General features: G+C 72.9%; 18 protein-coding genes. 8 read left to right on the top strand and 10 right to left on the bottom strand.

What is annotated here, in order from left to right:
• Positions 1 to 4 precede the first annotated feature (4 nt).
• Both D7044_RS02205 and D7044_RS02210 read right to left on the bottom strand, forming a co-directional pair.
• Complete coding sequence (locus tag D7044_RS02205; protein ID WP_120676137.1) at positions 5 to 610, bottom strand: TetR/AcrR family transcriptional regulator; 606 nt, start codon at positions 608 to 610, stop codon at positions 5 to 7.
• A gap of 97 nt (positions 611 to 707) precedes the next feature.
• A complete protein-coding gene (locus D7044_RS02210) occupies positions 708 to 1,811 on the bottom strand; it encodes an aldo/keto reductase (RefSeq protein ID WP_120676135.1) in 1,104 nt (367 codons plus the stop codon).
• A gap of 165 nt (positions 1,812 to 1,976) precedes the next feature.
• Between D7044_RS02210 and D7044_RS02215 the strand changes: the two genes are divergently transcribed.
• Positions 1,977 to 3,203: a hypothetical protein gene (locus tag D7044_RS02215; RefSeq protein ID WP_120687777.1), complete on the top strand. Its 1,227-nt coding sequence runs from the start codon at positions 1,977 to 1,979 to the stop codon at positions 3,201 to 3,203.
• Positions 3,204 to 3,231: 28 nt separating this feature from the next.
• Here the strand turns inward: D7044_RS02215 and D7044_RS02220 are convergent, their stop codons facing one another.
• The 8 genes from D7044_RS02220 to D7044_RS02255 are packed head-to-tail and all read right to left on the bottom strand — an operon-like array spanning position 3,232 to position 9,387.
• The gene (locus tag D7044_RS02220) at positions 3,232 to 4,017 is read right to left on the bottom strand and encodes an IclR family transcriptional regulator (RefSeq protein ID WP_120687778.1); all 786 of its coding nucleotides are present in this window, start codon (positions 4,015 to 4,017) and stop codon (positions 3,232 to 3,234) included.
• Positions 4,014 to 4,394 (bottom strand): 4-carboxymuconolactone decarboxylase, encoded by a 381-nt coding sequence (pcaC, locus tag D7044_RS02225; protein WP_120676129.1) that lies wholly within the window; start codon positions 4,392 to 4,394, stop codon positions 4,014 to 4,016. Before pcaC ends, D7044_RS02220 begins: the two co-directional genes overlap by 4 nt.
• The gene (gene pcaD / locus D7044_RS02230) at positions 4,391 to 5,170 is read right to left on the bottom strand and encodes a 3-oxoadipate enol-lactonase (RefSeq protein ID WP_120676127.1); all 780 of its coding nucleotides are present in this window, start codon (positions 5,168 to 5,170) and stop codon (positions 4,391 to 4,393) included. Before pcaD ends, pcaC begins: the two co-directional genes overlap by 4 nt.
• Positions 5,167 to 6,507: a 3-carboxy-cis,cis-muconate cycloisomerase gene (pcaB, locus tag D7044_RS02235; RefSeq protein ID WP_120687779.1), complete on the bottom strand. Its 1,341-nt coding sequence runs from the start codon at positions 6,505 to 6,507 to the stop codon at positions 5,167 to 5,169. Before pcaB ends, pcaD begins: the two co-directional genes overlap by 4 nt.
• Positions 6,482 to 7,051: a protocatechuate 3,4-dioxygenase subunit alpha gene (gene pcaG, locus D7044_RS02240; protein ID WP_120676123.1), complete on the bottom strand. Its 570-nt coding sequence runs from the start codon at positions 7,049 to 7,051 to the stop codon at positions 6,482 to 6,484. Before pcaG ends, pcaB begins: the two co-directional genes overlap by 26 nt.
• Positions 7,044 to 7,796 (bottom strand): protocatechuate 3,4-dioxygenase subunit beta, encoded by a 753-nt coding sequence (pcaH, locus tag D7044_RS02245; RefSeq protein ID WP_120687780.1) that lies wholly within the window; start codon positions 7,794 to 7,796, stop codon positions 7,044 to 7,046. The genes pcaG and pcaH overlap by 8 nt, the downstream gene beginning before the upstream one ends.
• Positions 7,793 to 8,572 (bottom strand): CoA-transferase subunit beta, encoded by a 780-nt coding sequence (locus D7044_RS02250; RefSeq protein ID WP_233564837.1) that lies wholly within the window; start codon positions 8,570 to 8,572, stop codon positions 7,793 to 7,795. The genes pcaH and D7044_RS02250 overlap by 4 nt, the downstream gene beginning before the upstream one ends.
• Complete coding sequence (locus tag D7044_RS02255; RefSeq protein WP_120676119.1) at positions 8,569 to 9,387, bottom strand: CoA transferase subunit A; 819 nt, start codon at positions 9,385 to 9,387, stop codon at positions 8,569 to 8,571. Before D7044_RS02255 ends, D7044_RS02250 begins: the two co-directional genes overlap by 4 nt.
• A 304-nt stretch (positions 9,388 to 9,691) precedes the next feature.
• On the opposite strand from D7044_RS02255, the gene D7044_RS02260 reads away from it, so the two are divergent.
• The 7 genes from D7044_RS02260 to D7044_RS02290 are packed head-to-tail and all read left to right on the top strand — an operon-like array spanning position 9,692 to position 17,474.
• Complete coding sequence (locus D7044_RS02260) at positions 9,692 to 10,660, top strand: ABC transporter substrate-binding protein (protein ID WP_120676117.1); 969 nt, start codon at positions 9,692 to 9,694, stop codon at positions 10,658 to 10,660.
• Entirely contained in the window at positions 10,657 to 11,493 is an 837-nt protein-coding gene (locus tag D7044_RS02265) for an ABC transporter permease (protein WP_233563068.1), read from the top strand. The genes D7044_RS02260 and D7044_RS02265 overlap by 4 nt, the downstream gene beginning before the upstream one ends.
• Positions 11,490 to 12,284 (top strand): ABC transporter permease, encoded by a 795-nt coding sequence (locus D7044_RS02270; RefSeq protein WP_120687781.1) that lies wholly within the window; start codon positions 11,490 to 11,492, stop codon positions 12,282 to 12,284. Before D7044_RS02265 ends, D7044_RS02270 begins: the two co-directional genes overlap by 4 nt.
• Positions 12,281 to 13,120, top strand: a complete 840-nt coding sequence (locus D7044_RS02275) for an ABC transporter ATP-binding protein (protein WP_233563067.1) — start codon at positions 12,281 to 12,283, stop codon at positions 13,118 to 13,120. Before D7044_RS02270 ends, D7044_RS02275 begins: the two co-directional genes overlap by 4 nt.
• A complete protein-coding gene (locus D7044_RS02280; RefSeq protein ID WP_120687782.1) occupies positions 13,117 to 14,721 on the top strand; it encodes a thiamine pyrophosphate-dependent enzyme in 1,605 nt (534 codons plus the stop codon). Before D7044_RS02275 ends, D7044_RS02280 begins: the two co-directional genes overlap by 4 nt.
• Before the next feature lie 41 nt (positions 14,722 to 14,762).
• Positions 14,763 to 16,223, top strand: coding sequence for a benzaldehyde dehydrogenase (locus tag D7044_RS02285; RefSeq protein WP_120687783.1), 1,461 nt, complete (start codon positions 14,763 to 14,765; stop codon positions 16,221 to 16,223).
• 48 nt (positions 16,224 to 16,271) lie between these two features.
• Entirely contained in the window at positions 16,272 to 17,474 is a 1,203-nt protein-coding gene (locus D7044_RS02290) for an MFS transporter (protein ID WP_120687784.1), read from the top strand.
• Positions 17,475 to 17,519: the final 45 nt, after the last annotated feature.

Below are 17,519 nucleotides of genomic sequence, written 5' to 3' on the forward strand. Positions count from 1 at the left end.
CCCGTCAGGAGCCAGGGCGCGGCGGCCGCAGCCCGTCGATGGTGAGGTCGAGGGCGGCCTGGAGGTGGTCGATCCGCCCGGTCGAGAGCAGCAGGAGCACGCCACCCTGGATACCGGCCAGCAGGGCCGCCGCCGCCCGTTCGGCGTCCACCTCGGCGGTCATCTCACCTGTCGACTGCATGTGCCGGATGCCGACGACGATCGCGTCCTCCCAGCGCCGCATCAGCCCCACGATCACGGCCCGGGCGCCCGGTGCCCGGCGGCCCGTCTGGCCGAGCAGGCCGTTGAGCGGGCAGGTGTCGCCCTGCTCCTGGTAGCGCGAGATCAACCGGTCCCGCCACGCCTGCCACGCGGCCCAGGAGGTGAGGTTGCCGAGCATCGGTTGCTGGTCGCAGAGCACCTGGTCGGCCTCGTGCTCGGCCACCGCGAAGAGCAGCTCCTCCTTGCCATCCGGGAAGTAGTGGAAGAGCTGGCTCTTGCTGACGGCGGTGCGGGCCATCACGTCCTCGAGGCGGACCTCGTCGACGCCGCGCTCGCGTACCTCGGCGGCCGCGCCGGCGACGATCCGGGCGCGGGTCGCCTCGCCCTTGCTGGTCAGCGAACGCGCCATGCGGCCTCCTCGGGGATGTGCAGGTCAACGGTAGGTCACAACGGGCGCCGGCGGCGGGGCGGCCGAAACGTCCGGTCGCCCCGCCGCGCAACAGCCGTCAGGCGGCCGGCCGGGCGGCGCCGTTGAAGACCGGCGGCGCGTACCCGGCCGGCTTGTCGCCGATCTCCAGCCCTGGGTTGACGATCCAGGACTGGTACTGCGGCGTGAACATCGAGTAGTGGCCGGGCAGCGGCTCGGCGCTGGCCTCCTCGAGCCGGGCCCGCAGCTCGCCCGGGATCTCGAAGTCGAGCGCGGCCAGGTTGCCGTCGACCTGCTCCGGGCTGCTCGCGCCGATGATCACGGAGCCGACGGCGGGCTGGGTGGCCACCCAGTTGATCGCCACCTGGGCCATGCTCCGACCCAGCTCGGTGGCGACGCCGTCGAGCGCGTCGATCACCCGCCAGTCACGGTCGCTGACCGGACGCCCGTTCGCACTGTCGCCGCCGTCGAGTCGTCCCGTACCCGCCAGGCCGTCCGCCGTCCGGCGGTACTTGCCGCTGAGCAGCCCGCCGGCGATCGGACTCCACGCCGTGAGGCCCATGCCCAGGGACTGCGCCATCGGCAGGTATTCCGGCTCGATCCCGCGCGCGATCAGGGAGTACGGCAGTTGCAGGTTGATCATCGGGGTCAGGCCGTGCGCCTCGGCGTAACTCTGGGCCCGGGCGGCGTACCAGGCCGGTACGTCGGAGAGCCCGGCGTAGCGGATCTTGCCGGCGCGTACCAGGTCGTCGAAGGTGCGCACGACCTCCTCGACCGGGGTGATCCGGTCCCAGGTGTGCAGCAGGTAGAGGTCGAGGTAGTCGGTGCCGAGCCTGCTCAGCGACGCCTCCAGCGCGCGGATCAGGTGTTTGCGGCCGTTGCCGCTGGCGTTGGGGTCCCCGGGGTCGGTGCTGTTGGTGAACTTACTGGTCAGCACCAGCCGGTCCCGGACACCGGCGGAAGTGATCAACCGGCCGAGGATCCGCTCGCTCTCCCCGGCGGTGTAGAAGTCGGCCGTGTCGATGAAGTTGCCGCCCGCCTCCAGGTAACGCCGGAAGATCGGTTCGGCCTCCGCCTCGGTCTTGCCGTACGCGGCGTGGAAGCCCGCGGTGCCGAAGTTCATCGTGCCGAGCGCGAGCCGGCTGACCCGCAGCCCGGAGCGGCCGAGCAGGTAGTAGTGCATCGTCTGGTACTCCAGTCGCCTTGTCCGCCAGATTCGTCGGCGGCCGCAACGGTCCGCCGGAGCACACTGTGGCTCGGCAAAATTGGACCGGCAAGTCCAGAAGATCGGTCCCGGCTCGGCCCGTCCCGCTGCCGCCCGACCGGCGGCGGTGGGAGAACATGGATCATGCTCGACGGACTCGACGACATCGAGTGGCGGCGACTCGGCCACGCCTACGGGGCGGCCGACGACGTGCCCGACCTGATCCGCGCCCTGCGCTCGCCCGACCCGGCGACCCGCGACGACGCCCTCGGCACCCTCTACACCACGGTGTACCACCAGGGCAGCCGGTACCAGGCCAGCGCGTACGCGGTGCCGTTCCTGCTCGAACTCCTCGCCGACCCGGCCACCCCGGACCGGCCCGCGCTCCTCGCCCTGGTCACCTCGCTGGCGATCGGCCCCGACGAGGCCGTCCTGCCCGACGGGTTCCCGATCGGGGCATACCGCCGAACCGCCGAGGGCGGGCGGGAGCTGCTCGCCGCCAAACCCGCACCGTGGACCGGTGTGGACGAAACCGCCAAGGAGTACGTCGAGTACGCGTACGTCGAGTCCCTCGACGCGGCCGAGCGGGATCGGCTGTGGGCGTACATCGACGTGGCGGTCTACGACGCCGCGCTCGCCGGAGTCCCGCTCTTGCGCGACCTGCTGGACGACTCCGATCCGTGGGTGCGCGTCGGGTCGGCGTACGCGCTCGCCTGGTTTCCCGAGGAGGCTGCCGGCAGCCTGCCCGCGCTGGCCCGCGCGACTCAGACCGCACCGGTGACCGGCGCGGGGGCGGTCGAGGTCGCCACCCTGCTCATCGCCTCCGGGCTGCTCGGCGCCGCACCGGACCACCGGTCGCTCGCCGCCCCACACCCGGTGGTCCGCTGCGGCGCCGCGATCGGACGTGCCCGGGTGCGGGGCCCGGAGACCGACCCCGAGGCGGTCGAGGAGCTGCTGGCCTGGGCCGCCGCCCCGCCCACCGGCGCGGACGACCCGACGGACGGCGGCTGGGTGCCGTTCCTCGGTGGTGACCTGAGCGGGTACGCGGGTCTCGCCCTGCGGCAGCTCGGTCCCCGGCACGCGGACCGCGCCTTCGACGCGCTGACCGGCCGGCTGCCCACGGTCAGTGGAGACCAGTCGCTGACCGTGCTGGGCGAGGCGCTCCGGATGGCGTTCCCCGACGGGCCCCTGCCGTCGGGTACACCGGGAGCGGGGTTGACGCCCCGGCAACGGCGACTCGCCGAGGTGCTGAGCCGCTCCCCCGAGCCCTGGCTCATCGACGGGCAGGAGTTCGGCAACGTGGCCATGCTCGTCGAGGAGTACGGGCTGCCGGACGACCGGACGGCCCTGACCGCGTACCTGACCACGTAGCAGCCGCCGGCGTGAAGAATTCCGGCCGCTACCGGTTGAGGCCGGCGCGCAGGTCCTCCTCGATGCGCCCGGCGGTGGCGAGCAGCGGCGGCAGCAGTTCCTTGCGGATCGTCTCCGAGGAGCCGCGGCTGGCGTGCGCCGAGACGTTCACCGCGGCGATCACCGAGCCGTTGTCACCGCGGATCGGCGCGGCGAGGGACCGAAGGCCCTCCTCGAGCTCCTGGTCGACGATCGCGTACCCCTGCGTGGCGATCTTCTTCAGGGCGGAGCGCAGCTTCCCCGGGTCGGTGACCGTGCGGCGGGTCAGCGGCCGCAGGTCCGCCCTGGCGAGGTAGTCGTCCAGCCACTCGGCCGGCTGTGCGGCGAGCAGCACGCGCCCCATCGACGTGGCGTAGGCGGGGAACCTCGTACCGACGCTGATCCCCACCGTCATGATCCGCTTCGTGGGGACGCGGGCGACGTAGACCACCTCGGGGCCGTCGAGCACGGAGACCGAGCAGGATTCGTGGACCTGCGCGACCAGTGCCTCCATGTGCGGCTGCGCGACCTCGGGAAGGCTCAGGCTGGACAGGTAGGCGTAGCCGAGTTGGAGGATCCGGGGCCGCAACGAGAAGAGCCGGCCGTCGGTGTGCACGTACCCCAGCTCGACGAGGGTGAGCAGGAACCGGCGCGCGGCGGCCCGGGTCAGCCCGGTCATCCGCGCCACGTCGCTGAGGGTGAGCTGCGGGTGTTCGGCGTCGAAGGCCCGGATGACGGCGAGCCCTCGTTCCAGCGACTGGACGAACTCCGGAGATCGTGTCGTCTCCTCGGTCACTGCTCCTCCTGCCGCAGGGTCTCCCGAGCCACCTTGAACGCCCGGTTGGCCGCCGGTACGCCAGCGTAGACGCCGACCTGGAGCAGAATCTCACTGACCTCCTGCGGGGTGAGGCCGTTACGCAGCGCGGCCCGCACGTGCATGGCGAGCTCCTCGTCGTGGTGCAGGGTCGCGAGCACGGCGAGGGTGACGCAGCTGCGGGTGCGGCGGTCGAGACCGGGCCGGGTCCAGATCTCCCCCCACGCGTAGCGGGTGATGAAGTCCTGGAAGTCGGCGGTGAACTCGTCGGTGCCGGCGATCGCGCGGTCGACGTGCGCGTCGCCGAGCACCTGCCGGCGTACCGTCATGCCTGCCTCGTGCCGTTCGCGGTCGTTCACGCTTCACCCTGTTCCTCGTCGAAGTGCTCCAGCAGCAGCCGGGTCACCTGCTCGGGTTGTTCGACGTTGGCCAGGTGTGCCGCCCGATCCACCACGGTCAGCCGCGCCCGCGGGATCCGCTCGACGATCGCGTGGGCGTGCTCCACCGGGGTGGCCGGATCGTCCGCCCCCGCAAGCACCAACGTCGGCGCGGCGATCGTGTGCAGGTCGCCGCGGAGGTCCATCCTGGCGATCGCCTCGCAGCAGGCGGCGTAACCGGCGGCGGGTGTCGCGTTCAGCGCGACCCGGTACCGGGCCACCACGGACGGCTGGGTCGCGGCGAAGGCCGGGGTGAACCAGCGGGCGACCACCACGTCGGCGACCGTCCCGACACCGCCGGCGCGTACCTTCGCGGCCCGGTCCCGCCAGCCCTGCGCCGGGCCGAGCGAAGCGGAGGTGCAGAGCAGCGCCAACCGCCGCACCCGCTCGGGCGCGTGCGCGGCGAGCCACATGCCGACCATGCCGCCGAGGGAGAGGCCCGCGTAGTGGACGACCGGCACGTCGAGGTCGTCGAGGAGTCGCAGCACCTCCCGGCCGAGCAGGTCCACCGTGTACGGCCCGGCCGGCAGCGCCGAGCGACCGTGGCCGAGGTGGTCGTACCGGAGGACCCGGAAGCGTTCGGCGAGGGCGGGCACCTGCGGGGCCCACATGGCGCCGGTGGTGCCGAGGGAGCCGCCGAGCAGCAGCACGGGTGCGTCGGCCGCGCCGTCCACCGTGACGTGCAGGCGGCTTCTCACGACCGCGTCCCCCGATGGGCGGCCAGGGCCCGCTCGACGAACCGGTCTGCCGATCCGAGCCAGCCGTGCGGGTCGAGGGCCTCGTCGATCTCCTGCTCGGAGAGGTGGGCGCGGATCTCGGGGTCGGCGAGCAGCGCGGCCCGCAACGGCGGGCGGGACGCGGCCCGGCTGACGAGGTCGTGCGCCGCGCCCCGACCGAGCAGTGGCGCCAGGCGCGCGGCGACGGCCTCGGCCAGCACCAGCCCGCCGGTCTCGTCGAGGTTGGCTCGCATCCGCTCCGGACGCACCTGGAGCCCGCTCAGCATGCGGGCGGACCGCGCGGCGGCGCCGCCGGCGACGTGCAGCAGGTCGAGCAGCGGCTCCCACTCGGCGTGCCAGGCGCCGGCCGCCCGCTCGTGCTCCTGGACGGCGGTGGCGAAGAGGGTCGCCACCAGGCCCGTGCCGCGCCGCGCCGCGGCGGTGACGAGGACCGAGTCGACCGGGTTGCGCTTCTGCGGCAGCGCCGACGAGCCACCCCGTCCGGCACCGCCCTCGGTCACCTCGCCGACCTCGGTCTGGGCGAGCAGGCCGACGTCCACCGCGGCCTTGCCGGTCGCCGCGAGCAGGCCACCGAGGGCGGCGGCCAGGTCGATCAGGGGCTGGCGGCGGGTGTGCCAGGGCAACGGGCTCGTGGCGAGACCGAGGCGCTCCGCGTACCGGTCGCTCACCGCCAGGCCGGCCGGCCCGAGCGCGGCCAACGTGCCGACCGCGCCACCGAGCTGCGCGGGCAGGAGCGCCCGCGCGGAGACCAACCTGGCCCGCGCCTCGACCAGACCGACCAGCCAGCCGGCGGCCTTGAGGCCGAACGTGGTGGGCGCCGCCTGCTGCCCGAGTGTCCGGGCGACCAGCACGGTCCCGCGGTGGGTGTCGGCGAGTCGGGCCGCGGCGTCGGCGGCGATGTCGAGGTGGCGCAGCAGCGGCTCGGTCGCCCGCACCGTCACCAGGACCAGCGCGGTGTCCAGGATGTCCTGACTGGTCGCCCCGACGTGCACCCACGCCCGGGCGTGCTCCGGCACGGCGGCGGTCAGCTCGCGTACGAGCGGCACCACCGGGTTGCCCGTAGCGTCGGCGGCCCGGCCCAGTGACACCGGGTCGTACCGCTCGGCGCGGCAGTGGGCGGCGATCGCCTCGGCGGCTGACGCGGGCAGCACGCCGTACTCGGCGGCGGCTCGGGCGAGCGCGGCCTCCGCGTCGAGCATCGCCTGCAGCAGGGACCGGTCGGTGAGCTCCGCGTCCACGTCCGGGACCCCGGAGAGCCCGCCGAGCAGCCCGTCAGACGGCGAAGAAGACGGTCTCATGCTCGCCCTGCAGGTGGATGTCGAACCGGAATCCGTCCGGCGCGGCGGCCGCGACGAGCGTGGCGCGGCGTTCGGCGTCGACACCGGACAGCACCGGGTCGGCGGCGTTCGCCGGCTCGTGCGGGAAGTAGAGCCGGGTCACGAGGCGGTGCAGAAGTCCGCGGGCGAAGAGGGAGAGGGTCAGGTGCGGCGCCTCGGTGCCGCCGTCCGGGTCGGGCAGCGGACCCGGCTTGACCGTCAGCAGCGCGTACCCTCCCTGCGCGTCGGTCTCGCTGCGTCCGAAGCCGCGGAAGCCGGGAATCGCCGGCTGCCGGGCGCCACGGGGGTCGTCGGGGTGGTCGAAGCGGCCGTCCGGATCGGCCTGCCAGGTCTCCACCAGCGCGTCGACCACCGGCGCTCCGGTGCCGTCGAGGACGCGACCGCGGATCCAGAACGCGCCCGACGTGCCCTCGGGCACGACGTACGGGCCGTCCGGCCAGCGCAGTCCGAGGTGCAGGAACGGTCCGACGGTCTGCGCGGGCGTGACACCCAGCCGTTCACTCATCGTCGTCCTCGTCCTCGAAGGGGATGCTCTCCCGGCCGCGCAGCACGATGTCGAACTCGTACGCCAGCGCCCACTCGGGCACCGTGGTGGCGTGGTCGTACCGGGCGATCATCCGGTCCCGGGCCGACGGATCACGGACCGAGTTGAAGATCGGGTCCTGGAAGAAGAGCGGGTCGCCCGGGAAGTACATCTGGGTCACCAGTCGTTGGGTGAACGCCCGGCCGAAGAGGGAGAAGTGGATGTGGGCCGGCCGCCAGGCGTTGTCGTGGTTGCGCCACGGGTACGCGCCGGGTTGCACGGTGACGAAGCGGTAGCGGCCCCGGTCGTCGGTGAGGGCCCGCCCCACCCCTTCGAAGTGGGGGTCGAGCGGCGCCGACCAGTTGTCCACCGCGTGGCGGTAGCGCCCGGCGGCGTTCGTCTGCCAGATCTCGACGAGCGTGTGCGGCACCGGACGACCGTCGCCGTCGAGGATCCGGCCGTGCACGATGATCCGCTGGCCCTGCGGCTCGCCGTCGTGCTGGCGGGTGAGGTCGTGGTCGAGCTCGCCGAGGCGCCCCTCGCCGAGCAGCGGGCCGGTGACCTCGGTCAGCCGCTGGGGCAGGTAGGTCAGCGGGCGTTGCGGCGCGCGTTGGACCGTCGACTTGTAGCCGGGGCTGAGCAGGGGCGGGTGCGCGTCGGCGTCGTCGCGCCGGTACTGCGGCAGGACCAGGCCGCTGCCGGTCTGGTCGACGGTCTCCTGGGTCATGTTCCTCCTCTTCCGTTTTCCCGCGTGGTCGCCGTCAGGGCCCGCATCCTGGTGAGTTCGTGCCGGGTCGGCGGGTCGCCGGTGGTCAACCGCTCGGCGACGGCGAGGTCCCAATCGGTGGCCGCCCGCGCCTGGTCCGTGGTCACGCCGGGGTGCAGCCGGGTCAGGGTCAGCTCGCAGCTGACCGGATCGGGTTCGAGTACGCCGAGGTCGGTGATGACGACGCGCGGGCCCCCGCCGCGCAGCCCGAGCCGCTCGCGGTCGCCGGGGCCCGCGCCGTACCCGACGGAGGTGACGAAGTCGACGCGCTCGACGAAGGTCCGCAGGTTCTGCCGGACGATCACGACGACCTCACCGCAGGAGGCGGCGATCTCCGGGGCGCCGCCGGCGCCGGGCAGCCGGACCGACGGGTCGTCGTAGTCGCCGCCGATGACCGTGGTGTTGATGTTGCCGTACCGGTCGAGCTGCGCGGCGCCGAGGAACCCGACGTCGATCCGTCCGGGTTGCAACCAGTAGTTGAACACCTCGGGCACGGAGACCACGGCGTCGGCGGTGTCGGCGAGGATGCCGTCGCCGATGGAGAGCGGCAACCGGTCCGGTTTCGCGCCGAGGCAGCCGGATTCGTAGATGAGGACGAGGTTCGGGGCGTGGGTGGCGCGGGCGAGGTTCGCGGCGGTGCTGGGCAGTCCGATCCCGACGAAGCAGGCCGTGCCGTCGCGCAGCTGCCGGGCGGCCGCGACGGTCATCATCTCGTCGGCGGTGTAATCCGCGTTCACGCCTGCACCTCGACCTTCAGCACGTGCCGCTCGATCCAGTCGCGGAAGGCGTCGCGGTCCCGGCTGATCGCGTCCCAGCCGACGTAGAAGGCGTTGTCGCGGACGGAGTAGCCCTGGGCGTAGGAGGGGTGGGAGCCGCCGGGCGCCTCGGCCACCGCGGTGACCGCCCAGCCGGGCAGGACGACCTGCCCGGGTACGGGGTCGAGCTCGTCGACGATCTCCTCGACGGTCACCAGTGACCGGCGCGCGGCGAGCACGGCTTCCTTCTGGACTCCGGTGATGCCCCACATCTGCACGTTGCCGGCGCGGTCGGCGCGCTGCGCGTGCACGACTGTCACGTCGGGGCGAAGTGCGGGAACCGCGGTGAGGGTCTCCGCGGTGAACGGGCAGGTGATGGTCCGGATGTTGGCGGTGTGCCGGGGCAGATCGGTGCCGGTGTAGCCACGCAGGACGGCGAACGGCAGTCCGGACGCTCCGGCCACGTAGCGGTTCGCCATGCCGGCGTGGCTGTGCTCCTCCAGTTCGAGCGGTCCGGGCCAGGAGTTCTGCACCGCGTCCCGGAAGCGGTGCAGCGATCCGACGCCGGGATTTCCGCCCCAGGAGAAGATCAGGCGACGGGCGCAGCCGGCGCCGATGAGTTGGTCGTAGATGACGTCCGGGGTCATCCGTACCAGGGTCAGGTCGCGCCGTCCCTGACGGATGATCTCGTGTCCGGCGGCGAACGGGATGAGGTGTGTGAATCCTTCCAGGGCCACCACGTCGCCGTCGTGGACCAGGTCCGCCACGCCGTCGGAGAGCGCAACGAGCTTCGCCATTGGCCTCACCGCCTCCCGCAGGTCCGGAAACCGTCGGCTGTTCGCTATGCGGACTGCCGTACTTATATCGAACGTAATGCCCGCCGACGTCTTCCGTCAACGACGACCGTCCTCGTGCGACCGGGGCCGTCCGGCTCGTACGTAGAAATGTTTCCGCGACCCGTTGACGTGAGCCAGGTCACGTGCCAACGTTCTAAATGAGAACAGCCGTTCGGCTAGCGAACATCCCCTCGGGGGTCTCCCCGAAAACGGAGGCCCACCACCCCTCGGTCCCCGGTGGACCGCCGGACGCGGGAGTACCTGCATGCGCCGTCTTGTCATCAGCGCCATCACCGTCGCGGCACTGCTCGCGACCACCGCCGGCTGCGGCTCCTCCGACGACGCCGGCGAAGCCGGCGGACAGGCCGGGGGCACCACCAAGGTCAAGGTCGGGGCCATCCCGATCGTGGACGTGGCACCCCTGCACCTCGGCATCGAGAAGGGTTTCTTCGCCGAGCAGCGGATCGAGGTCGAGGTGGTCAACACCACCGGCGGGGCCGCCGCGGTGCCGGGCGTCGTCAGCGGGGAGTTCGACTTCGCCTTCGGCAACGTGGTGTCACTCATCGTCGCCCGCTCGCAGAAGCTGCCGCTCAAGGCGATCGCGGAGGGCAACTCCTCGACGGGCCAGCAGGGCAAGGACTTCGGCGGGATCGTGGTGCCGAAGGAGAGCCCCATCACGACCGCGGCTCAACTCGCCGGCAAGACCGTCGCCGTCAACAACCTCAAGAACATCGGCGACACGACCGTCCGCGCCTCGATCCGCAAGGCCGGCGGTGACCCGTCGTCGGTCAAGTTCGTCGAGCTGCCGTTCCCGGACATGCCGGCCGCCGTCTCCGCGAAGCGCGTCGACGCCGCCTGGATCGTCGAGCCGTTCTTCACCGTGGCCCAGGACCAGGGCGCCCGGGTCGTCGCGTCCAACTTCGTCGACGCCGCGCCGAACCTGACGATCGCCGCCTACTTCACCACCGAGCGGACCATCCAGCAGAAGGCGGACCTCACCGAGCGCTTCACCGCCGCGATCGAGAAGTCCCTGACGTACGCCCAGGAGCACCCGGACGAGGCGCGCAAGGTGCTGCTGACGTACACGAAGATCGACCCCGCGGTCGCCGAGAAGATGACCCTCCCTGCCTGGTCGGGACAGATCAACCGGGAGTCCGTCCAGACGCTCGCCGACCTGATGCTCACCGACGGCCTGGTCACCGAGAAGGTCGACGTGGCGGAGCTGCTTCCGTGACGTCGGCGCCCACCCGCGCCGCGCCGGTCCGCAGTTCCCGGGCCGGCGGGGCCGGTCGGCTGACCGGGGCGAACGCCCTGCTGGGCGTCCTCGGCTTCGCCGCCTTCCTCGCGTCGCTGGAAGCGGTGCCGCGCCTCGGTCTCGTCTCCCCCGACTACCTGCCGCCGGCCAGCCGCATCGGCGCGGCCCTCGTGGAGCTCGTCGGCGAGGCCGGATTCTGGACGGCTCTCGGCGACACCGTCCGCGGTTGGTCCACCGGTCTGCTCATCGCGGTCGTCCTCGGGATCGCCGTCGGGTTCGTCGTCGGCACGGTCCCCGTGCTGCGCGAGGTCACCGCCTCGACCATCGAGTTCCTCCGGCCCATCCCGTCGGTCGCGCTCATCCCGCTCGCGGTCCTGGTCTTCGGCACCGACCTGCGCTCCGTGCTGCTGCTGGTGGTGTACGCGTCGTTCTGGCAGGTCCTGGTCCAGGTGCTCTACGGCGTGCAGGACGTCGACCCCGTCGCCGCGGAGACCGCCCGCACCTTCGGGCTGGGGCGCTGGGCCCGAATCCGGCACGTCACCTGGCCGACCGCCCTGCCGTACCTCCTCACCGGAGTCCGTCTCGCCGCCGCCGTCGCCCTGATCCTCGCCATCACCGCCGAACTCGTCATCGGCGCGCCCGGTCTGGGCAACGAGATCGGCGTGGCGCAGTCCGGCGGCGCCGTCGCCCGGATGTACGCGCTCGTCGTCGTGACCGGGCTGCTCGGCGTCGCGGTCAACGTGCTGGCCCGACGGCTGGAGAAGTGGCTGCTCTCCTGGCACCCATCGCTGCGGCGGGAGGTGGCGGCATGAGACTCGCCGTCCGCGTCACTCGTACGGTCGTGGCGGCCCTCGCGCTGCCCGTCGCGCTGCTCGCTCTCTGGTGGATCCTCACCGCCGACAGCGAGAGCTACTACCTGCCACCGCTGTCGGAGATCCTCGCCGGCCTCGACGACGTCTGGCTGCGCTCCGACCGGCTGAGCGCCGACGTCCTGCCGAGCCTTTTGCGCCTCTCCGGCGGCTTCCTGCTGGCCGTGCTGCTCGGCGTCTCCCTCGGCGTGGCCATCGGGTCGTCCCGGCGGCTGCGGGCGTTCTGCGAGCCGGTGCTGGAGTTCCTGCGGGCGATCCCACCGCCGGTGCTGGTGCCGGTGCTGATGCTCTTCGCCGGGATCGGCGACACCATGAAGGTGCTGGTGATCCTCTCCGGTTGCCTCTGGCCGATCCTGCTGAACACCGTCGAGGGCGTACGCGCCGTCGACGAGGTGCTCGTGGAGACCGCGCGGTGCTACGGCGTACGTGGTCCGGCCCGGCTGTGGCACCTGGTCGTCCGGTCGGCGAGCCCGCAGATCGTCACCGGCATGCGGCAGGGCCTCTCCATCGGGATCATCCTCATGGTCATCAGTGAGATGTTCGCCGCGAGCAACGGGCTCGGGTTCAGCATCATCCAGTTCCAGCGCACCTTCGCGGTCACCGAGATGTGGACCGGCATCCTGCTGCTCGGCCTGCTCGGATTCCTGCTCGCCACGCTCATGCGGCTGTTCGAGCGGCGCGTCCTCAACTGGTATTTCGGTCTGCGCCAGGCGCAGCGAGGTGGGAGTCGATGAGTGCCATGAGCCAGACCCAGACCGAGGCCGGCCCGCGGACCGAGGTGCTGCTCGACGTTCGCGCCGTGCGCAAGGTGTACGAGGGACGCGGCCGCTCGGTGGAGGCCGTACGCGACCTGACCTTCGCCGTCGCCCGGGGCGACCTCGTCTGCGTGGTCGGCCCCTCCGGCGCCGGCAAGACCACACTGCTCAAGTGCATCGCCGGTCTGCTGGCGCCGACCTCCGGCGAGGTGGTCCTCGAAGGTGAGTCGGTCGACGGTCCGCCGCCGGGCATGGCGGTGGTGTTCCAGGAGTACGGTCGCAGCCTCTTCCCCTGGATGACGGTCCGGAAGAACGTGGAGCTGCCGCTCAAGCAGAAGAAGCTGCCGAAGGCGCGGCGGGCGGAGCTGGTCGGTCAGGCGCTGGACGCCGTCGGCCTCGGCGACGTGCACGGCGCGTACCCGTGGCAGCTCTCCGGCGGCATGCAGCAGCGGGTCGCCATCGCGCGGGCCATCGCCTACGAGCCGCACATCCTGTTGATGGACGAGCCGTTCGCCGCCGTCGACGCGCAGACCCGGGCGGATCTGGAGGACCTCGTCCGGTCGCTCTGGCAGCGACTCGGCGTCACCACGCTCTTCGTCACGCACGACATCGACGAGGCGGTCTACCTGGGCCAGCGGGTGCTGGTGCTCTCCTCGTCGCCGACGGTGGTGCTCGACGACGTCGCCGTCGACCTGCCGGCGCAGCGGGACCAGCTCACCACGCGCTCGTCGGCCCGCTTCACCGAGCTGCGCGGGCACGTCTTCGCGCAGATCCAGCGGGCGAAGAAGCACAGCGGGGCGTCGGTGGTCGAATGACCAGCGTCCGCGAGGCCACCCTCGACGTCCTGCGACAGTGCGGGATGCACCGCATCTTCGCCAACCCGGGCTCCACCGAGGTGGCCTTCCTCGCCGACCTGCCGGACGACCTGGAGTTCGTCCTCGCCCTGCACGAGGGCTCGGTGGTCGGCATGGCCACCGGCCACGCGATCGCGACCGGCCGGCCGGCCTTCGTCAACCTGCACACCACCGCCGGGCTCGGCAACGCCGTCGGCGCCCTCGCCACCGCCCGGGTCAACCGGGCGCCGCTGGTCGTCGTGGTGGGTCAGCAGGACCGTCGCCACCTGGCGCTGGAACCGTTCCTCGCCGGCCACCTCGACGGGCTCGCCGGGCCGTACCCGGTCTGGGTGAACCAGCCGGTCCTGGCGCAGGACGTGCCCGCGGCGGTGCGGCGGGCCTGGCACGAGGCGGTCCAGCATCGTGGCCCGGCGATCGTCGTGGTGCCGATGGACGACTGGTCGGCGCTGATCGACCCGGCGCTCGGGCTCGCCGCGCCGAGGACCGTCCGGCGCGCCGGGTGGGCGCCCGGACCGGCCGTCGACGAGGTGACGAGCCTGCTCGACGACGCCGCGAATCCGGTGGTGGTGGTCGGCGCCGGAGCCGACGAGGACCGTACGTGGGACGCGCTGGTGTCGCTGGTGGAGCGGCTCGGCGCGCCGGTCTGGCAGGAGGCGTTCGGCGCTCGGGCCGGCTTCCCCCAGGACCATCCGCACTTCGCGGGGCACCTGCCCGCCGGCCGGTCACGGCTGCGCTCCGTGCTCGCCGGGCACGACGTGGCGCTCGTCGTCGGCACCGGCGCGTTCCGGCAGTACCCGTACGAGCCGGGCCCACTGACGCCGGACGCCCTCACCGTCGCGGTGGTCTCCGCCGACCCGGACGAGCTGCACCACAGCCGGGCGGACCTCGCCGTACTCGCCGATCCGGCGACCCTCTGCGCCGCTGTCGCCGACCGGATCACCCCCCGGCCGGCGGGCGAGGCGGTGGCGGCGGTACGCCCCGAGCGGGTCGACCCGCCCGCTCCCGGCGAGCGGATGCGCGCCCGACACGTGTTCGCCGCGCTCGCCGAGCGGCTCCCCCGGAACGTCGTGCTGGTCGAGGAGACCCCGTCGACCCGGCCGGAGCTGCACCGGCTGCTGCCCGCCCGGCAGCCGCGCGGGTTCGTGAGCGCGGCCATGGGCGGCCTGGGTTTCGGGCTGCCGGCCGCGGCGGGCCTGCGCCTGGGTGACCCGACCCGGCCCGTCGTCGCCGTGCTCGGCGACGGGTCGTCGCTCTACGGCATCCAGGGGCTGTGGAGCGCCGCGCGGTACGGCTGCGGCGCGCTCTTCGTGGTGCTCTCCAACGGCCGGTACGCGGTGATGGACCGGCTCGCCGACCGGGTCGGCGGCAAGGCCCCCTGGCCCGCCTTCGAGGACGTGTCGGTGCACGGCCTGGCAAGCGCCCTGGGCTGCCCCGCCCGAAGGGTGACCGACCATCCGGATCTCGTCGCGATCCTCGACGAGGTCGTCCCCACCCTCGCCGACCGGACCGAGCCGCTCCTGCTCGACGTGCCGGTCCGTACCGAACAAGGCTTCGAACCCTGACCCCTTCGGCGCGGCCCCGCGCCAACTCCGAAAGGACCGCCATGACACTGCTGGACACGGCGACGTGGCAGGGCATGCTCTACAGCGACGGCTGGGTGGCGGCGACCGGCGGCAGCAGGGCCGTCTGCTCCCCCGCCAGTCGGGAGGAGATCGGCCAGATCGGCGTGGCGAACGCCGACGACGTGGCGCGCGCTTGCGCGCGGGCCGCCGAGGCGCAGCGCGGCTGGGCCGCGACCAGCTACCTGGAGCGCGCCGCCGTGCTGCGCCGGGCCGGGCAGTTGTTCACGCAGCACGCCGCCGCGATCGGCGACTGGCTCGTGCGCGAGGCGGGATCCATTCCGCCGAAGGCCGGCGTCGAGACCGACACCGCCGCGCAGGAGTGCTACGAGGCGGCCGCGCTCGCGTCGCAACCACTGGGCGAGATCATCCCGAGCGCGCAGCCGCGGCTGAGCCTGGCGCGCCGGTTGCCGGTCGGCGTGGTCGGCGTCATCGCGCCGTTCAACTTCCCCCTCGTCCTGGCGATCCGTTCCGTCGCCCCGGCGCTGGCCCTGGGCAATGCCGTGGTGCTCAAGCCGGATGCCCGCACCGCCGTCTCCGGAGGCGTCTCGATCGGCCGGATCTTCGAGGAGGCGGGCCTGCCCGAGGGGTTACTGCACGTCCTGCCCGGCGAGGTCGACGCGGGTGAGGCGCTGGTGGCGGACCCGCACGTGCGGGTGGTGAGTTTCACCGGTTCGACCGCCGCCGGGCGCCGGGTCGGTGCGGTGGCCGCCCGTCACCTGAAGCGGGCACACCTGGAGCTGGGCGGCAACTCGGCGCTGATCGTGCTCGACGACGCCGACCTGGGCCTGGCCGTCTCGGCGGGGGCCTGGGGGTCGTTCCTGCATCAGGGACAGATCTGCATGACCACCGGGCGGCACCTGGTGCACGAGAGCCTGGCCGAGAAGTACGTCGAGCAGTTGGCCGAGAAGGCGGATCACCTGCCGGTCGGTGACCCGGCCAAGGAACAGGTGGCGCTCGGGCCGGTCATCGACGAACGGCAACGCGACAAGATCCACTCGCTGGTCCGGGCGAGCGTGGACGGGGGCGCGCGCCTCGCTGCGGGCGGCACGTACGAGGGACTCTTCTACCGCCCCACCGTGCTCGCCGACGTCGCCCCCGACTCACCGGCGTACGCCCAGGAGGTCTTCGGCCCGGTCGCGCCGGTGATCGCCTTCTCCGACCTGGACGAGGTCGCGGCGCTGGCCGGGCAGACCGAGTACGGGCTGTCGCTCGGCATCCTCAGCCGCGACGTGATGAAGGCGATGGCGCTGGCCGAACGGATCCCCAGCGGCATCGTGCACATCAACGACCAGACGGTGAGCGACGAGGCGGTGGCGCCGTTCGGCGGCGTCAGGGCGTCCGGCACCGGCTCCCGGTTCGGCGGGGCGGCGGCGAACATCGAAGCGTTCACCGAGACGCAGTGGCTGACTGTGCAGGGCGAGATCACCCGCTACCCGTTCTGACGTCGGAGGACGGAGCATGATCGTGTTGGCCGGGGCGAGCGCCCGACGATGACGCGCAGCCAGTCGAGTGTGGGCGAACACCCGGCCGGGGCCCGCCCAGCGGGTCCGCCGGCCGGGCCGCTCACCCTGCTCGGCGTCGTGCTGCTGGCGCTCAACCTGCGGGCCGCGATCGCCGGGCTCGCTCCGCTGCTGCCGGACGTCCGGCTCGAGCTCGGCCTCGGCAGCGGCACGGCCGGGCTGCTCACGACGCTGCCGGTGCTCTGCTTCGGGCTGATCTCCCCGTTCGCCGCGCTACTCGGACGCCGGATCGGCGTGCAGCGGTCGCTGCTGATGGCGATGCTCGTCATCCTCGCCGGGAGTCTGGTTCGGGCGGCACCCGGAATCTGGTGGCTGCTCGCCGGCACCGTGCTCATCGGGGCCGGCATCACGGTCGGGAACGTGCTGGTCCCCAGCGCCGTCAAGCAGGACTTCCCGCAGCGGCAGGGTGCGGTGACCGCGCTGACCACCGCCGCGCTGACCGGAGGCGCGGCCCTCGCGGCCGCCGTCACCGCCCCGCTGGCGCACACCGGCCTGGGTTGGCGGGGCGCCCTGCTCGTGGTCGGCGCGCCGGCGGCGGTCGCGGCGGTCGTCTGGCTGCCGCAGCTGCACCGCAGGCACGTCGCGCCGCCCGTTCGGTTGGGTGGCGCGGCGGTGCTGCGCTCTCCGGTCACCTGGGCGCTCGCGGCGTTCATGGGGATGCAGTCGCTGACCTACTACGCGATGCTCGCCTGGTTGCCCACGCTGTTACGCGACGGAGGTGTCTCCGCTGCCGACGCCGGGTGGGCGCTCGCCCTGTTCAACCTGCTCGGCATCGCGACGGCGGTGCTCACGCCGACGCTCGCGGCCCGGCGCGGCGACCAGCGCGGGCTCGGTCTGCTGGTCTGCCTCACCTGGGCTGCCTGCCTGCTCGGGCTGCTCGCGGCGCCCTCGTGGTACCTGGTCTGGGCCACGATCGGCGGGCTCGCCCAGGGCGCCGGGATCGGCCTGGCGCTGACGCTGCTCGTGCTGCGGGCCCGTACTCCGGAGTCGGCACGCGACCTGTCGGGCACGGTTCAGTCCGTCGGTTATCTGCTGGGGGCCACCGGGCCGGTGCTCGTCGGCGTGCTGCACGACGGCTCCGGCGGGTGGACGTTTCCGCTCACCGCCCTCTGCGTCGCGGTGGCGGCAATGGCGGTGGCCGTCCTCGGCGCGGGACGCGACCGCCAGGTGTGAGCCCGACGGGTGACATGACCAGGAACGGAACGAACGAGGAGGAGG

Origin of the sequence: Micromonospora musae (assembly GCF_003626635.1) — a bacterium.
Taxonomy (GTDB): domain Bacteria; phylum Actinomycetota; class Actinomycetes; order Mycobacteriales; family Micromonosporaceae; genus Micromonospora; species Micromonospora musae.

Bases quoted from the DNA above. Each gene is read 5' to 3' on its own strand.
- D7044_RS02205 (WP_120676137.1), bottom strand. From the start codon at position 610: ATGGCGCGTTCGCTGACCAGCAAGGGCGAGGCGACCCGCGCCCGGATC.
- D7044_RS02280 (WP_120687782.1), top strand. From the start codon at position 13,117: ATGACCAGCGTCCGCGAGGCCACCCTCGACGTCCTGCGACAGTGCGGG.
- D7044_RS02285 (WP_120687783.1), top strand. From the start codon at position 14,763: ATGACACTGCTGGACACGGCGACGTGGCAGGGCATGCTCTACAGCGAC.
- pcaG (WP_120676123.1), bottom strand. From the start codon at position 7,051: ATGAGTGAACGGCTGGGTGTCACGCCCGCGCAGACCGTCGGACCGTTC.
- D7044_RS02210 (WP_120676135.1), bottom strand. From the start codon at position 1,811: ATGCACTACTACCTGCTCGGCCGCTCCGGGCTGCGGGTCAGCCGGCTC.
- D7044_RS02290 (WP_120687784.1), top strand. From the start codon at position 16,272: ATGACGCGCAGCCAGTCGAGTGTGGGCGAACACCCGGCCGGGGCCCGC.
- D7044_RS02255 (WP_120676119.1), bottom strand. From the start codon at position 9,387: ATGGCGAAGCTCGTTGCGCTCTCCGACGGCGTGGCGGACCTGGTCCAC.
- D7044_RS02215 (WP_120687777.1), top strand. From the start codon at position 1,977: ATGCTCGACGGACTCGACGACATCGAGTGGCGGCGACTCGGCCACGCC.
- pcaH (WP_120687780.1), bottom strand. From the start codon at position 7,796: ATGACCCAGGAGACCGTCGACCAGACCGGCAGCGGCCTGGTCCTGCCG.
- pcaB (WP_120687779.1), bottom strand. From the start codon at position 6,507: ATGAGACCGTCTTCTTCGCCGTCTGACGGGCTGCTCGGCGGGCTCTCC.
- D7044_RS02275 (WP_233563067.1), top strand. From the start codon at position 12,281: ATGAGTGCCATGAGCCAGACCCAGACCGAGGCCGGCCCGCGGACCGAG.
- D7044_RS02260 (WP_120676117.1), top strand. From the start codon at position 9,692: ATGCGCCGTCTTGTCATCAGCGCCATCACCGTCGCGGCACTGCTCGCG.
- D7044_RS02270 (WP_120687781.1), top strand. From the start codon at position 11,490: ATGAGACTCGCCGTCCGCGTCACTCGTACGGTCGTGGCGGCCCTCGCG.